Here is a 14,908-nt window from a genome sequence, read left to right as displayed (position 1 = left end):
CGCAGTTACTCCTGGTCTGATTCGACTCGAAGGAATCCCCAACGAATTAAGGTGCGCACCTGCGGGAAGAGTTCGTCCTGAAGCTGCCGGGAATCGCATTCCAATAGGGCTGCAAGAGCCCCGCAGATTTGACCGACGCTGAGCTCGCCATCTGAAGCACCAACCAAGGCACTCAAAGCAGTGGTCGAGGCAACCGATTGTCCAAGTCCTCCCCCTTGGTGAAGAACCAAGGCGGAGGGGTCTTGTGCCCCGGGTAGGAAATGCCGTTCTTCCGTCACATCGGAAGCAAAGCACAGGTGAAGGCCAGCGAGATCCTCGGGAAGCCGCAAGGATGCAAGCGCGCGCTGAACGTCTTCGCCGGATGGGGATTCTCCCCCTTCAAGCTCATCGCATTCGCAGCCCCCTAGGCGCGGCGTCTCGAGCTTTCGCAGGGCGACCATGCCCATGCCAATTTCGACGACTCCTGCCTGAACGAAATCATCAAGCCACTGGGCGTATTCGCGTTCGTAGTCTTCGCGCTGATGCAATTGCTGACCAGAATCGCGAAGCCACATTTCAACATAGTGCGTGGGATCAAGCCTGTCGCGCTGCACAATCCATGCGTCGACGGGAAGATCTTTGACCCATGAGCGCACGACATTTTCCCAGTCGTCAGGGTGTCCCAATCGTCCGGGAATCTCCCAATTCGCAAGGAGTTGCGTCACGCCGCCGGGCTTGAGGTAGTTCGGGCTTTCCCGAATCACCGTGCGCACCAGATGATCGCGGCTCATTCCACCATCCCGGTATTCCAGAATCCCCAAGGTGCGCAGTGAATCTGGAGTGATAACAAAGGGCGGATTCGAGGCGATCAGATCAAATTCTTCGCCTTCGACCGGTTCAAAGAGGGATCCTTGGCGAACATCTAATTCGACGCCATTGAGCGCGGCATTGAAGCGCGTGATCTCACAGGCTCGCGCCGACAGGTCTGTTGCGACAACGCGAGTAGCGTGTGTGGCCAAATACAAGGCTTGGATTCCGCATCCACACCCCAGGTCCAAGGCGGATTCGACAGGAGTTCGAAGCGTCGCCTTCAAAAGAGAGGTCGTTGCCCCGCCGATTCCCAGAACGTGGTCCGGGCGAATGGGTTCACCCGTCACGTCTTCACCCAGGTCCGACAGGATCCACCAGTTTTTGAGGCCACCTTGAAGCTGCGCCGCGTGAGGACGCAGGTCGTAATTTGCTTTGAAAAGTTGCTGTCCTTCTGGTGATTTCGCATCGAGTGCGGGAAAAATCAATCCCAGGTCGACCGCGCCACGCACCCCGAGAGTGGGCAGTGCCTGCGCAAGAACATCCCCACTTTCCGCGCAGCCCAAGACAAAGAAGCGCGTCAATACCGCAGCGGGGGTATCTTTCCGCTGAAGTTCGCGAAGTGCCGGAACCCTTTGATTACGCATGAGCGCAGCACGCGCCACCGGGCTGATCATGGTCTCCATCGCGTCGACACTCCACCCGGCGCTACCCAGGTCTGCGGCCAAGCGGGCGATCAGTCCGGGTTCCAATCCCGGTGTCGGACTGGGAAGAGTGTCAATCAGTGATTCCGTCATAGCATTACTTTCTCACGCCTGACCTGCATCTGCGTCGACTTATTCACGCAAGTTCTCAGGCACATATTCCCACGAGCTCCCCCACTGCGCAGATCCTTCACCTCCCCCATTAGAATGCCTGTGTCCCCAAGGAAAAGGATGAGTGGATGTCTGGCGGACTGGTAGCACTTCTGGACGATATTGCGACCCTCGCAAAAGCCACGGCCTCGTCTATTGACGATGTCGCATCGAGCGCGGTGAAGGTATCGGCCAAAGCGGTTGGCGTCGTCATCGACGACACCGCTGTTACTCCGCAGTACGTCTCCGGGCTGTCCCCCAAGCGCGAGCTGCCGATTATCGGGAAAATCGCCAAGGCCTCGTTGATCAACAAGCTGGTCGTTATTCTGCCTATCGCGCTTGTGCTCACGTGGTTTGCGCCGCAGGTTTTGCCTTTCCTCTTGATAGCGGGTGGCGCTTACCTGTGTTTTGAGGGCGGCGAGAAGGTTCTCGAGGCCCTGCACTGGCTTCCCGAACACGCAGGCTCAGCCGAAGACACGGCTCCTCAAAGCGCGGAAGACCTCGAAAAAAGCATCATTTCTTCGGCCTCGCGCACGGACCTCATTCTTTCCTCGGAGATCATGCTGGTCTCTATGGACGGACTGAGCACCGAGTCCATGTCGATGCGCGTTGCAGTCCTCATCGCGGTCGCTTTCTTCATGACTTTCTTTGTCTACGGGATCGTTGCGGTCCTGGTACGAATGGATGATTTCGGGCTTCGCTTGGCCAAGGGCGCGACTCATCCGGACGATAATCTCCCCGGTCCCGCGGATAATATCGGCCGCGCAATTGTGCGCGTGATGCCCAAGGTTTTCAACGCAATCGGCGTTGTTGGAACGGTTGCAATGCTGTGGGTCGGTGGCCACTTGGTCATCGAAAACCTCGCGAAGGTGGGCGTCGAGATCTTCCACAACGTGGTGTCGACGATCGAGCATACGCTCGCTTCGGGCGGCGGTTTCCTTGGCTGGCTCGTTGAGACCACATGTGCAGCAGTGTTTGGCATTGTGCTCGGCTCGCTGATCACTGGAGTTGTCGTTGGGGTTTCCCACCTTTTCCGCCGAGGCCGAGGCCACTGAGCCTTTGCCCGCTCCCCTTTTGCGTGGCGCAATGAGCGCTGAGTGAACTCGCCCACCTCTGTACTCACACATAGGGACTTAAGTACTAGGCTTGGGGTATCAACCCCTAAGTGTAAGGAGAGACCGATGAGCGTTTACACCCTTCCTGAACTTCCCTACGATTACGCGGCACTGGAGCCCCACATCTCTGCAAAGATCATGGAGCTGCACCACGACAAGCACCACGCCAACTACGTGGCCGGCGCAAACACTGCACTGGAGAAGCTGGAAGCAGCCCGCGAAGCCGGTGATTTTGCCGCAATCAACCTGTGGGAAAAGAACCTGGCTTTCAACCTGGGTGGTCACACCAACCACTCGATCTTCTGGACGAATATGACCGGTGACGGCGCCTCTCGCCCCGAAGGCAATCTGGCCGACGCCATCAACGAATTCTTCGGCTCCTTCGAGAAGTTCCAGGCACAGTTCGCTGCCGCAGCTCTTGGTCTGCAGGGCTCCGGCTGGGCCGTGCTCGCATGGGACGCCCTGGGCAAGCGCCTGGTGACCTACCAGCTGACCGATCAGCAGGGCAACATCCCCGTTGCAACTGTTCCGCTGCTCATGCTGGATATGTGGGAGCACGCGTTCTACTTGGATTACCTCAACGTCAAGGCCGACTACGTCAAGGCCTGGTGGAACGTTGTGAACTGGGAGAACGTCGCACAGCGTTTCGCAGCAGCCCTGTGATCACTGCTTTTTAAAGGTTGTGGCCCCCGCCTGAAGGCGTGGGCCACAACCTTATCTACGGGAGTTATCCAAGACGTGTCTGGAGCTCTCGGTATTGCGTGAGCTTTTGCTGAACATCAGCGATATAGCTAATCAGCATGACTTCATCAACGCGGTGATTCCGCGCAAAGTTCGCAATCGTCTGAGCAACCTGATCGTAGGTACCGATGATGATCGAACGATCGCGTTGTGCCCATCGCAGTGCGTCCTCTCGATCTTCGGCGTTCATCTGCTCGGGGCGCTGGAATCGCACGGGGCGTCCCAGTCGTAAACACATACGGAAACTCAAGGCGGGAAGTGCTTGTTCTAGGGCTTCTGCTTCAGTTTCTGCAGCGCTCACCGCGAGCGCGGAAAGAGTCTGCCCTTGGCCCTCACCCAGGTTTTCGGGCAGGTGTGCAAGGTAATGGTCCATGACCTCGGGCTGTTGTTGACCGCTAAAGAACTGCGCGTAGGCGTAGTTCATGTTTCGAGTCCCCGCCCAGGCCGCGCTCTGACCTGAAGAACCCAGCAACCACAGTTCGGGAAGCTCATCGGGGCGCGGGTAGACACCAACAGAGGTGTAGGGGTGTCCCTCGGGCAGGGTTCCTCGCATGAAAGCCAAAGTTTCATCGATCAGAGCATTGATCGCCCCCGGATCAATCGTTGCCCCCTGGTTGAGTGCGCGGGCGGAGATCATGTCACCGCCGGGGGCACGTCCCAATCCCATGTCAACACGGCCGGGGAACATAGTTGCCAGGGTGAAGAACTTTTCTGCCATCTGCAAGCTTCCCTGGTGCATGGCCATCACGCCACCCGAACCAATACGGATTCGCGAGGTCCGGTCCAGAAGGTGAGTCATCACCAGCTCAGGGGCAGAGGACATAAAGACCGGTGTGTTGTGGTGCTCTGCGATCCAGAAGCGATGGAAATCCAATTCTTCCAGTCCGCGAGCCAAGGACACCATGTCTTCAAGTGCCTGATGCGGAGTCGAGCCGTTAAAAAGCGGAACCTGTTCCAGTGCTGAGAGGCGCATTGTTACCCTTCCGTTTCAGAAAATATCCGCTACTTAAACACGGTTATTCGTGAGAATATTCCGCTAGGAAAGCTCACACTTACCTCAGCGGAAAGCAGCACCCCGCCTCGGCGGAATCGCGGGCATGCCCAAGCCGACCACGCGGTGTCCCTCGCCATCAGAGGAACCACCACCGGATCCGCACCCGCAACCACCACAGGAGGCACCAGCGACGGCCTCGCCGCCCAGGTCTTCGGTATCGAAATCGATCCCGACCAACTGCAGCACGCCATCGTCTTCACCATCGCGCTCGGCGGCATTGTGCTGTTGCACAGCGGTTGCCAGCATCAGCTTGATTCGGTTGAGCTGATTGACTTCCGAGGCGCCCGGATCGTAGTCGACAGCGACGATATTCGCCTGCGGGTAGCGGTTACGCAGCGCGCGGAACATGCCTTTTCCAACAATGTGGTTCGGTAGACATGCGAAAGGCTGTGCGCAGATGATGTTCGGGCATCCGTGTTCAATCATGTCGACCATCTCCGCCGTCAGGTACCAGCCTTCACCGGCCTGGTTCCCAAGGCGTGCAATGTCCTCCGAGCGCGAGATCATCTCTTCGATGTCACGGTGGGCTTCGAACTTCCCATTTGTCTCTTCGAAAGCCTTGTGAACTGGGATTTCATACTTCTTGAGCAGCCACAGAGCCATGGGTAAGATTTTGCGCTGTTTGCCGTCGATCCCCAGGTTCTCGTAGTCCCACTCCGCGGTCGCAACCGAATTGTGGAAGAACTGCATGAGTCCGGGAAGCTCAGCCTCACAGCCCTCAGCCTCGATGACGTCAACTGCGTGGTTATTCGCATCGGGGTGGAACTTCACAAGGATCTCTCCCACCAGCCCAACGCGAGGTTTACGCGGAATATCACGCAATTCCAGGGCGTCGAACTCAGCAACGCAACGCTTGATCAGCGTCGAATAGCGCAGCCGCCCCGTCAGGAGACCCGTCGGGCCGACACGTCCCAAAGTCTCAGAGCGATCACTCACGACCCACTCGCGCACGATCTGATCCCAGCGGCGGTACAGTTCCATCGCACTTCCGGGCACGGCCTCGTAAGGACGCACGCGAAGAAGCATGGACTGGATCGCATCACCGATGACAAAGGCTTGAATCGCCTTGTGGATATGGCGAATTCCGATCTTAAAGCCGGGGTTATCTTCCAGTCCTTGAACGGAAAGCGCAATGACCGGGACCTGCGGATATCCCGCATCACGCAGACCCTTACGCAACAGTGCGGCATAGTTCGTTGCACGGCACATACCACCCGTCTGAGTGATACCGACCGCGGTCTTATCGGGATCTGCTCGACCCGACACAAATTCGTCAATGAGCTGACCGATGACGACAATCGCCGGGTAGCAAGAGTCGTTGTTGACGTACTTCAAACCCGTTTCCATGGTTTGACGACTGGTGTGCTCAAGGACTCGGACATTGAGCCCCGCACGCCTGAACAGCGGCTCAAGGAAACGGAAGTGGATAGGCGACATCTGCGGGGCAAGAATTTCGTATCCCGCATCGCGCATTTCCTCGGTAAAGACAGCTCGCGCTTCGATGTGTCCAGATTTGACCTGCTCGGATTCTTCGCGCGCGGCAACCGAAGCCGGGTCCTCGTGCACCGCGGTGTCGATCGTTCCCGAGGCCATGGTTCCTCGCTCCGAAACCGCAGCTTCCAGGGAACGCAGGCGGATTTTTGCAGCGCCCAGGTTCGATACCTCGTCAATCTTGAGGACCGTGTGCACGTCGCCCCGCCCCTCGAGGATTTCTTGAACCTGGTCGGCGGTGATTGCGTCAACGCCGCAACCGAAGGAGTTGAGCTGAACCATCTCAAGGTCAGGTTCATCGCCCACGCGGGCAGCGGCCTCGTAGAGGCGTGAATGGTAGGACCACTGGTCGCGCACGCGAAGAGGACGCTCCAGGCGCTGGTCAATGATGGAGTCCTCGGTCAGAACAGCCATTCCCAGTCCGACAATGACCTCGGGAATACCGTGGTTGATTTCGGGATCGAGGTGGTAGGGGCGGCCCGCCAAGACGATTCCTCGCACTCCGTGTTCGCGCATCCACTCGAGTGCTTCGCGGCCCTTTTCCTTGATTTCAGCCTTGACCGCGGCGTCTTCTTCCCACGCCTTATCCAGTGCACGGGTCATTTCTTCAACGCTAATGTCGTAGCCAAACTGCGCGAAGGTGCGCACGAGGTGGGCGGGTAGGTAATCACGGTTGCCGAAGTTGATGAAGGGGCTGATGAACTTCACGCCCGGCTCATTCAGGCGTTCCATATTGTTGCGGATGACTTCGGGGTAGGTTGCAACGACCGGGCAGTTGAAGTTGTTATCCGCGTCGGTGAGCTTTTGCTCGAAATCAACGCAGGGGTACCAAATCGTTGTAATCCCCTTGTCCAGCAGGGATTCGATGTGTCCATGGACGAGCTTGGCCGGATAGCACACGTTTTCGGAAGGGATCGATTCCATTCCCTGCTCGAATAGCTCGTGGTTGCTTCGACCCGAAATCATCACGCGGAAACCGAGCTCGGTGAGCATCGTGAACCAGAAGGGGTAGTTCTCGTACATGCCCAGAACACGGGGAATGCCGATGTCTCCACGGAATGCCTTGGCTTCGGTGAGGCGTCGGTATCCGAAGATCCTCTTGTACTTCCAGTCATAGAGGTTGGGAAGGTCCGACTTGCGTGGAACCTTTTCGAGGCTTGCCCCGCGCTCGCAACGGTTACCCGACACATGCCTTTCTCCATTGGAGAAGGTCGAGATCGTCATCTGGCAGTGGTTTTGACATAGGCGGCAGGTTTTGCGCGTGGTCTCGACCTGGAAGTCTTCGAGGTCTTCCACACGCGCGAGTGTTGACTCACCTTCGCCGCTGTCGTGCATGCGGGCCGTGAGCGCCGCTCCGTAAGCACCCATGAGTCCGGCAATATCGGGGCGAACAACTTCGCGACCGGTGAGCAGCTCGAATGCGCGAAGCACCGAGTCGTTGAGGAAGGTTCCGCCCTGGACGACGACGCGTTCGCCCAGGTCCGAGGGATCCTTGAGCTTGATGACCTTGTACAGGGCATTTCGCACGACGGAGTAGGACAGACCGGCGCTGATATCGCGCACGTCCGCACCTTCTTTTTGCGCCTGCTTGACCGAGGAATTCATGAAGACCGTGCAGCGCGTTCCCAAATCCACGGGATTCGTTGATTCCATGGCCATTTTCGCGAAGTTTCGCACATCGGTTCCCATGGTCTGCGCGAAGGTTTGCAGGAAGGAACCGCATCCCGAGGAACAGGCCTCGTTGACGGAAATGGAATCGACTGCGTGATCCTTGATCCGCAGGTATTTCATGTCCTGGCCGCCGATGTCGATGACCGAGGTGACGCCGGGCTGGATGAATTCCGCGGCGCGATAGTGCGCCATTGTTTCGATTTCGCCCTCGTCCATGGTGAGCGCTGCGGTGACCAGACCTTCGCCGTATCCGGTTGCACAGGATCGGCCAATCACGGTGCCTTCGGGCAGTTCACTGCGGACCCTTCGGACAATTTCTACCGCTGCAGCGACGGGGTCACCTTCGTTGGAGGCATAGTGGGTGAAGACAATACGGTCATCTTCGTCAATGAGAACAGCCTTGATAGTGGTTGAACCCGCATCAATTCCGAGCCAGCAGCGCCCGCGTGCCTGAGAGAGATCAGCCTTCGGAATGACTTCTTGTGCGTGACGCTGGACGAATTCTTCCTTCTCTTCTGGGGTCGCGAAGAGGGGCCGCATGCGCGGAGATTCAGCCTCGACGTGGGCGGTGGCGAGGCGGTCGATCAGTTGCTCGAGCGCGTTTCCTTCTTCTTCGCCTCGTTTCTTTGCTTCTTTCGAGGCCAAGAGCGCGGCCCCGATTGCGACGTACAGTTGCGCGTTTTCCGGGGTGATAAAGGAGTCTGCCTTGGGGAGCAGAGTCTTGTAGGCCTCGCGAAGTTGAGGGAGGAAGTGCAGCGGGCCGCCAAGGAACATGACGTTTCCGCGGATGGGGCGGCCACAGGCAAGGCCGGCAATCGTTTGGGTTGCGACCGCGCTGAAGATCGAGGCCGCGAGGTCCTCGTGCGCGGCGCCCTGGTTGATCAGTGGCTGGATATCCGATTTCGCAAAGACACCGCAGCGAGAGGCGATGGGGTAAAGCTGGGTGTGTGCTTCGGCCAGCGTATTGAGCCCCGAAGCATCGGTGTGGAGAAGCGTGGCCATCTGGTCGATAAAGGCTCCGGTTCCACCCGCGCAGGTTCCGTTCATTCGCTGTTCAGGGGTGGGGTGAAGGTAGGTGAGCTTGGCATCTTCACCACCCAATTCGATAACGACGTCAACTTCTGGGTGGAGTCGCTGAGTGGATTCCGTTCCTGCGATGACTTCCTGGACGAAGGGGATTTTCATTGCTCGAGCGGTCGTCAAACCACCCGAGCCGGTGATCGCGGCTTGGACGACCAATCCCGGGTAAATGTCCTCGATGTCTTCAAGGAGGTGGCCGAGTTCGGCGCGAACGTCTGCGTTGTGGCGACGATAGTCGGAGAAGAGGATGCGATTGCCATCCAAGACAACGGCTTTGACCGTCGTTGACCCCACGTCAATACCAAGCTGGCACGGGTGCTCGGGCGTGCTTTCGACGTGTAGACGCGAGCCTTCAATGATCTGCGTATCCATGTTGGGCACGCTATGTCCCTGATTTCTAATTTCCAAACTGTTGAAATTAGACTGAGCTCATGGCGACGATGCATCAACCAAGGGCGGAAAAACAGCGAAAAGTGCCTTCAGATTCCCTGACAACTAACCCTGAAGTTTCATCAGGTGTTGAAATTTCTGATTCAAATAACGCAACATCATCTGTATCTAAAATCCACCGTGGCCCCAGCGCCTGCCGCGGCGAAGTCAAACAGCACATCATCGCTGCCGCCAGAAGTGAATTCGTCTCTCAGGGCTACGACCACACAACCCTGCGTTCAATCGCCCGAGCAGCCGGATGCGACCCCGCGCTCATCACCTACTATTTCGGGACTAAGCAGAAACTATTCCGCGCCTGCATGGATCTTCCCCTCGATCCGGCCTCGGAAATCATCGCGCTTCTTACCCCAGGCCCACAGGGAGCGGCCACACGCCTAGTCGACTACATCCTGGACCTCTATGAGCACACGCTCACTTCAGACACCCTCTTAGCGCTTATGCGCGCACTGATCACCGATACCTCAACCTCTCAGCGCTTTCGCACGTATATCCGCAGCGATGTCTTAGAGCAGATCAGTCAATTCCTTGCCGCAGACCCTGAACGTGCTCGACGCCTTGGCGAGGAACTCGAGATCGTCCTTTCCATGCTGTACGGCGTAGTCACCATGCGCTACATCATTGCTCTGGAGCCTCTGGCAACCATGCCTCGTCAGCGCATCCACGAAAGCCTGACCCCTCTATTACAACAGCGCATCGATCACATATTCGCCTCACTTCTTCCGCAATAAAACGCCACTTCCGGCGCGCGCGCGGCATCAATTCGCAAGGCTGTTGGCACAATTGGAGCATGACAACTCACGCTCCCACTGCTGAAGAACGCGCAGCATTTGTCGCCCCCCGACCCAAGCGTCACTGGTGGCAAACGCGTAAGGGCACCGCAGCCGGTACCGCTGGGGGCAAAGTCGTCTACTTCGCTCGAAGTGCAACCATTATTGATCCCTCAACCCAGGCCCATTACCTCGACCGCTCAGATCTTGCCTTCCGCGCCGATTCAACGGTTGCTGTTTTCGACCCCCAGGCTGCACGCCGCCATCATGTCGCATGCGTCCTTTCTGGCATCAGCCCGCTTGATGAAGGTTCGGTGTGGATGCCCACGGGCAGCAGGACTACCCTGATCAGCCCGGACGAAGTCCTCAACCCCTCCCTCACACTCCTCCAAAACTTGGTGATTCCGTGCGCAACGATGGGGCAAACCCTTGATCCCGAGGTCATCGAGTCAACAGCCTCTCGCCTTGGCATTGATCTCACGCGTTCCGCCAGTGATCTTTCCGCCTCTAAACTGCTGGATTTTCAGGTGCTGCGCGCGATCGTGTACCGCGCAAATCTGGTGATTATCAGTGACCTTCCCGCCGATGTCGACCAGGGTGATTTCCTTGACGAGTTCTTCGATGCGCTCGCACCCCTGCGTTCCAGCGGCGCATGTGTTGTTTTCTTTACCGATCTTGCTCAAGCTGCCGAGCGCGCCGATCGCCTTCTCATCATTGCGAATAGTACGGTCGCCGCAGACACCGAAAAGGTTGATGCGCAATTCATCTCCATGGCCTACGAGGCGATCAACGAAGACCCTTCCTCCTACCTTGGACCGATCCCACGCGCGGGCGATCCGATTCTTCCCCCTTCTTCCCCCAGCGACGAGGCCAACTCCCCCGCCGGCGTCGGCACCGCGGTAGGCACCCCCGGCCTTCCCCACGAAAACGACGAGGCGTCAGAAGAGGAAGCCCGCCCTGCGAAGGAGAGCAGTCACGAGGAATCCAGCTCGGCCTCGGAGATCGAGGAAGAGGAGCCCGCGATTACGCCCAATTGGCACCCGCTGACTACTCGGGTTGTGCGCACAGCAGACTCTCCGCTCCCCGAGCCAGTGACTTCACAGTGGGATGACAATCCTGAGACCGCAGAGATTGCTCTCGCCGCAATTGCTGAGGCACAGCGTTTCCATCGCATTGATCAGGCGCGCGCTTCATTGGGTGATGAACTCAAAGAACAACTGAACGAAGATTTACCTGCCGCTTCTGAGGCAAGCCCCGAGGAACTCGCACTGATCGAACACGCACAAAAAATCTTGGGCGAGCTCCCCGGTTCGGTAATACCGGATGAGGATTCTGCACCCGAGTCGGATGCTAAGTGACACGTATTCGTGTCAAAATTAAAGAGTGACTGCACTTCGGTGCCCATCTTCGTAGGAAGCGATGAAGGTATGAGTAATTACCGTCCCTCTTTGGGGCAGGTTCCGTCTGAGCCCAAACCCCCCAGCATTGGCGAGCTTTTCGGCCGTATGACGGCGCAAATCTCCACGCTCATCCGCGGAGAAATTGAACTGACGAAGACCAAGGCGATGACCTTCCTCAACTTCACAAAAGCGGGGATCATCGCACTTGCTGTTGCGGGCGTTTTCGCCCTCTACGGCTTGGGATGGCTTCTGCACAGCGCAGAGCTTGCGCTGGCTTTGGTCCTTCCCGCTTGGGCAGCGTCACTCATTGTGTGCGGGGTGATCTTCTTGATCGTGATCATCTTCGCTCTGGTTGGCATCTCGAAGCTGAAGAAGTCCAGCCAGCACATTCCCGCACCCCAGCAGGGCCTGAAGGAAGATGTGGATGCCGTGAAGAAAGGGGCCCAAAAGTGAGCAACGAGCAGACTCCAGCGGACCTGAGCGCAGATGAGATTGAAGCCCAGCTACGTATGACGCGTATTGAGCTCACCAACACGGTTGATCAGCTTGTGACACAACTTCACCCTTCGTACCAGATTGAGCAGGCAAAGCAGAATGCTCAGGCAAAGGTTGAAGAGCTGAAGGAACGCGCTCGCTCAACTTGGGAACTGGCACGAGAAGGTGACACTGACGCGATTCGTACTCTGGGAATTGCCGCGTGCTCTGTCGTGGCGGTTGTCGGTCTTGTTGCGTGGCGTATTACTTCGCGCGTGAGGCGTTCGGCTTCTCGAAACTCCCGCTGAAGGCGTAATTTGGCCCCATCCAACACTTCGGGTGGGGATCGGGCATCGTTTTTAGGTATGATGTTCCCACGAAACATTTTGAACACCTAGGGCACCGCTTGTGCGGACCCGACCGAAGTAGAGGGGGTCGACGCCATGGGGCGCGGCCGTCAAAAGGCCAAGCAGACGAAAGTCGCACGCAAGCTGAAGTATTTCAGCCCTGACACCGACCTGGATGCACTCCAAAGGGAGCTTGCAGCCGGGCATGAGACGCATAGCGAAGAGCAGTCAGACGAAGACGATCTGTACGCACGCTACGCTGATTACGCCGAAGATGACCAGGATTCCCAGGATGACCACTGGGATGACGAGGACTACTGGACGTCCCCTTCCTCGCAATCGCGAAAGTAGCTGAGCTCTTCCGCTTTAAGACATACGGAAACACCGTCAGACGGGTTTTACACCCTGCTGACGGTGTTTTTTGTATCCACCTCAGGGTAAGGCCATGTAGGGCATCGAGAAGCTCCCTGAAGACTCAAGGGGTATCACTACTCCGCCCCCGGGATAAAACACAGTCCCGGTGCGCAGTTCAGTTCGGTGGCTGCGCGGGGCCTGTCGTCTGACGGGATCAGCTCCTCGACGAAGAGTTCATCACTGCTGAGACGATAGCGGCGACGATGCCTGCAACGATGAGGATGAGGCCAAACGGCGAAACGTAGAAAATCATCCCGACCGCGAGCCAGTACAGGCCGTCTCCACCGTCTCCGTGGTCGCCCGGGATGAGCTCAATGACGAACCCGGCGAGGAAGGGAGAGACGGCGAGCAGTGCCCCGATTCCAGACAAAATGCCCGCCAGCTTGTACGACACGCGACGCTTCACAGGCTGCGCGGGCTGCCCCGCAGGCTGCTGAGGATAAGGGGTGCTCATTAGGTTCCTCCTTTATTGCACCGACATACGGCAAGGAGACTGTGAAGAACCCACACATCCCCCGTACCGAAAAGTCTTTCAAGAATTGAGACTAACGACAAGGCAACTCCCACGCAAAACACGCTCACCCCACAAGCGCGCGCAGCGACGGCCTCCTCAGGCGAGCGCAGGCCCGATATTACAACGAAAAGGCGACACCTCGGCCATCGCCAGCAAAGCGCCGGGCAGGTTCAGATGAGAACCAGCAGGGGGAGGAAAAGCACGCACCAGCACAGGGGCACATTCAGGACTATTCCCCACGTGGCGAGTGCCCGCTCAGCCTCGCTGTCAGCGCGCCGACGCGCACGTATTCCCATGATCAAGCCCGCAAGTTGGACGAGGCCCGCCGGGACGGACATGTAGAAGCAGACGGCCACGACAATCAGGCCGGGCAAGAACGGGTCTTCCAACGCCGTAGCGACGTAGTGGACCGCCGCAACCAGGCCGACAAGCATCGCTCCACCCATCATCAGCAAGCCCGCGACACCCACCCCAACCGATTTCGCACCCGCGCTGCTAAAGAAGCGTTCGAACAGGGAGAAACACGCAGACAGGACCGCACCGCCACACACAGCGAGGAGAACAGCGAGACTGCCTGGGCTGTCAGTAAGGCCCACGGCAGGGATGATACCGGCGCAGCCAAGGAAGAAAGCATTCACACCCACTCCCAGCGCGCAGCGCCCAAGCTCCGCGCGCTCCTCGGCGTACCTTCGCCCCACGAACCCGGCGATGACACCCGCCAGATGAATGGCCCCCGCGACGCCGGCTATGGGCAGGACAGAACGGATGAACTCATCGTCTCTCATCGCCGCAGACTCACCGGGAATGACGAGGTGAGCACGGGCACTCATCTCGTCAAAAACCGAGGTCGACAGGACGATGAAACCCCCGATCAGCACCGCAAGTCCGGTGAGTGCGCAGAACAAGGACAGCCTGTGCATCGTTCGCAACACTCGTTTGTCAGGCGCAGATGCGGGACCGCTGTGGCCAGTCATGGCGTTCTCCGTCCGGCGATCGTGTCAGGCCTCCACCCTATCAAGGGGGCACCGAGGCCGGGGCAACTTCACGCTGGCGGGCGCGGCCGGGCGACGACCCTTAGTTGTCGCCGCTTGGCATACTGGATATCTTCTCCGCGATTCCCATGAAAAGGGCAATAACGAGAACAATGATGCCACCGAACAGGTCTTCGGACGCCTCAAGGACGAATTCTTCCGCGGCCAAGACTGGCAGACCTTCGAGAGCTTCAAAGCCGACCTCGACGCCTACATCACGCACTGGAACACGGTAAGACGCCAAGTAAAGCTCAAGGGCCTGACCCCGGCAGAATACCGGGATCAGGCCCTACAGGAAGCCGCATAACAGCTACCATTAAACGCGTCCAAGTTTCGGGGCGCAGTTCATTTCTCGCCACCGGGACCGGCGTTATAGCGTCAGTGCGCTAGATGGTTCAGCCCATCTTGCGACGCGTTGCAACTGCAGCGCCACCGGCGATCAGTGCTGCCATTCCGAGGCCCAGCAGAATTCCGCTGTCTGCACCGGTCTTTGCCAGGGAAGACTTGGGGTTCTTCGGCTTATCCGGAGTGGTCGGCGGAACCGCGGGAGGATTCGACTCTGAGGGTGCGGGAGGCACCGAGGTGGTGGTCGAGGGGGACGGCTCGGGCGTGGTGATGCTCGGGGTGGGCTTCGGAGCCGGAGTCGTCGTGGACGGGGTGGGCTTCGGAGCCGGAGTCGTCGTGGACGGGGTGGGCTTCGGAGCCGGAGTCGTGGTCGA

Annotated in this window: 14 protein-coding genes; 8 read left to right on the top strand and 6 right to left on the bottom strand. The window is 58.2% G+C overall.

Translation table 11 applies throughout. From position 1 onward, the window contains the following. Positions 1-5: 5 nt before the first annotated feature. On the bottom strand, positions 6-1,583 hold the full coding sequence (locus tag KHW85_RS03495) for a methyltransferase (protein WP_291458814.1): 1,578 nt from the start codon (positions 1,581-1,583) through the stop codon (positions 6-8). Positions 1,584-1,729: 146 nt separating this feature from the next. Here KHW85_RS03495 and KHW85_RS03490 point away from each other — a divergent pair, with 146 nt between their 5' ends. Both KHW85_RS03490 and KHW85_RS03485 read left to right on the top strand, forming a co-directional pair. Further along, entirely contained in the window at positions 1,730-2,695 is a 966-nt protein-coding gene (locus tag KHW85_RS03490) for a DUF808 domain-containing protein (RefSeq protein WP_291458813.1), read from the top strand. A 126-nt stretch (positions 2,696-2,821) separates the two neighbouring features. Then, positions 2,822-3,418, top strand: a complete 597-nt coding sequence (locus tag KHW85_RS03485) for a superoxide dismutase (protein ID WP_291458812.1) — start codon at positions 2,822-2,824, stop codon at positions 3,416-3,418. A 64-nt stretch (positions 3,419-3,482) separates the two neighbouring features. Here KHW85_RS03485 and KHW85_RS03480 read toward each other — a convergent pair whose 3' ends face one another. Together KHW85_RS03480 and KHW85_RS03475 are read right to left on the bottom strand one after the other, a co-directional pair. Next, a complete protein-coding gene (locus KHW85_RS03480) occupies positions 3,483-4,469 on the bottom strand; it encodes an MsnO8 family LLM class oxidoreductase (protein WP_291458811.1) in 987 nt (328 codons plus the stop codon). 84 nt (positions 4,470-4,553) lie between these two features. Then, positions 4,554-9,164: an acyl-CoA dehydratase activase-related protein gene (locus KHW85_RS03475; protein ID WP_291458810.1), complete on the bottom strand. Its 4,611-nt coding sequence runs from the start codon at positions 9,162-9,164 to the stop codon at positions 4,554-4,556. 59 nt (positions 9,165-9,223) lie between these two features. Here KHW85_RS03475 and KHW85_RS03470 point away from each other — a divergent pair, with 59 nt between their 5' ends. The 5 genes from KHW85_RS03470 to KHW85_RS03450 all read left to right on the top strand — a co-directional run bounded on the left by KHW85_RS03470 (position 9,224) and on the right by KHW85_RS03450 (position 12,581). After that, the gene (locus tag KHW85_RS03470) at positions 9,224-9,970 is read left to right on the top strand and encodes a TetR/AcrR family transcriptional regulator (protein WP_291458809.1); all 747 of its coding nucleotides are present in this window, start codon (positions 9,224-9,226) and stop codon (positions 9,968-9,970) included. Between the two features lie 59 nt (positions 9,971-10,029). After that, positions 10,030-11,367, top strand: coding sequence for a hypothetical protein (locus KHW85_RS03465; protein ID WP_291458808.1), 1,338 nt, complete (start codon positions 10,030-10,032; stop codon positions 11,365-11,367). 69 nt (positions 11,368-11,436) lie between these two features. Next, a complete protein-coding gene (locus KHW85_RS03460) occupies positions 11,437-11,862 on the top strand; it encodes a phage holin family protein (RefSeq protein ID WP_178704358.1) in 426 nt (141 codons plus the stop codon). Beyond that, complete coding sequence (locus KHW85_RS03455) at positions 11,859-12,191, top strand: DUF3618 domain-containing protein (protein ID WP_178704360.1); 333 nt, start codon at positions 11,859-11,861, stop codon at positions 12,189-12,191. Before KHW85_RS03460 ends, KHW85_RS03455 begins: the two co-directional genes overlap by 4 nt. Before the next feature lie 135 nt (positions 12,192-12,326). Further along, complete coding sequence (locus KHW85_RS03450) at positions 12,327-12,581, top strand: DUF3073 domain-containing protein (RefSeq protein ID WP_291458807.1); 255 nt, start codon at positions 12,327-12,329, stop codon at positions 12,579-12,581. A gap of 217 nt (positions 12,582-12,798) precedes the next feature. On the opposite strand, the gene KHW85_RS03445 is transcribed toward KHW85_RS03450, so the two are convergent. Then, on the bottom strand, positions 12,799-13,098 hold the full coding sequence (locus KHW85_RS03445) for an iron transporter (protein WP_291458806.1): 300 nt from the start codon (positions 13,096-13,098) through the stop codon (positions 12,799-12,801). Positions 13,099-13,328: 230 nt separating this feature from the next. Continuing rightward, complete coding sequence (locus KHW85_RS03440) at positions 13,329-14,132, bottom strand: hypothetical protein (protein WP_291458805.1); 804 nt, start codon at positions 14,130-14,132, stop codon at positions 13,329-13,331. On the opposite strand from KHW85_RS03440, the gene KHW85_RS03435 reads away from it, so the two are divergent. After that, a complete protein-coding gene (locus tag KHW85_RS03435; RefSeq protein ID WP_366494647.1) occupies positions 14,017-14,496 on the top strand; it encodes an IS3 family transposase in 480 nt (159 codons plus the stop codon). The two genes, KHW85_RS03440 and KHW85_RS03435, sit on opposite strands and share 116 nt — an antisense overlap. An 88-nt stretch (positions 14,497-14,584) precedes the next feature. On the opposite strand, the gene KHW85_RS03430 is transcribed toward KHW85_RS03435, so the two are convergent. Next, positions 14,585-14,908: LPXTG cell wall anchor domain-containing protein (locus KHW85_RS03430; protein ID WP_291458803.1), on the bottom strand; the 324-nt coding region annotated here is incomplete at its 5' end.

This window comes from Actinomyces sp. oral taxon 181, from assembly GCF_018370895.1.
Taxonomy (GTDB): Bacteria; Actinomycetota; Actinomycetes; order Actinomycetales; family Actinomycetaceae; genus Pauljensenia.
The sequence above is the reverse complement of the archived record's forward strand: the minus strand, read 5'-3'. Positions and strand labels throughout refer to the sequence as shown.